This is a genomic window from Burkholderia sp. E168m23 (assembly GCF_016586125.1).
Lineage (GTDB): Bacteria > Pseudomonadota > Gammaproteobacteria > Burkholderiales > Burkholderiaceae > Burkholderia > Burkholderia orbicola.
The window spans coordinates 1-948 of record NZ_BCPP01001515.1 but is presented as its reverse complement, the minus strand read 5'-3'; the positions used below and the strand labels follow the sequence as shown (position 1 = coordinate 948).

Sequence of the window (948 nt, the reverse complement as noted above, 5' to 3'; positions counted from 1 at the left end):
GGGCTGGCGCGCCTGCTTCGCCGCATCGTTCGCGAGGCCGAGATCCTTCAGCATCAGGTCGGTGCCGAAGCCGCCCGAGTAGCCGCGCGAGGACGGCGCGGTCTCGATCACGCCCGGATACGGGTTGTAGGTGTCCGAACTCCAGCAGCGGCCCGTCGACGTGTTGACGATGCCGGCCAGCACCTTCGGGTCGATGCCGAGCGCGACGCCGAGCGACATCGCTTCCGACACCGCCGCCATCGAGATGCCGAGCACGAGGTTGTTGCAAACCTTCGCGACCTGCCCCATCCCGGTCGCGCCGCAATGGACGATGTTCTTGCCCATCCCGGCGAGCACCGGCTTCACGCGCTCGAAATCCGCGTCGCTGCCGCCGACCATGAAGGTCAGCGTGCCGGCCGCCGCGCCGCCGGTGCCGCCCGACACCGGCGCATCGACGAACGCGCCGCCGTGCTCGCGCACCAGCGCGCCGAACGCCTGCGCACTCGCCGGGTCGATCGTGCTCGAATCGATCACGGTCGCGCCCGCACCGAGGCCGGCCAGCACGCCGTTCTCGCCGGACAGCACCGAGCGCACGTGCGGCGCGGCCGGCAGCATCGTGATCACGAACGTCGCGCCCGATGCCGCATCGCGCGGGGAAGCTGCCACCTGCGCGCCGGCGTCCTGCAGCGCGCGCAATGCGTCGGCGCTCAGGTCGAACGCATGCACGTCGTGGCCGGCTTTCAGCAGGTTCAGCGCCATCGGCGCGCCCATGTGGCCGAGGCCGATAAATCCGATTTTCATGTTGGTGTCCTCCGCCGCTCAATGCAGCCGGATCGTCGTGTTCACCGGGCCGGCCGTCGTGTCGTCGTCGAACCAGCGCGCGGTGACCGTCTTGGTCTGCGTGTAGAACTGCACGACCTGCTTGCCGTACGGGCCGAGGTCGCCGAGCTTCGAGCCGCGCGAACCGGT

Annotated in this window: 1 protein-coding gene; it reads right to left on the bottom strand. The window is 70.0% G+C overall.

The genetic code is table 11. The annotated features are described in order from the left end of the window. Positions 1-780, bottom strand: a 780-nt coding sequence (gene mmsB, locus JMF90_RS38575) for a 3-hydroxyisobutyrate dehydrogenase (RefSeq protein WP_201326493.1), incomplete at its 3' end; no start/stop codon positions are given. Between the last annotated feature and the right edge of the window lie 168 nt (positions 781-948).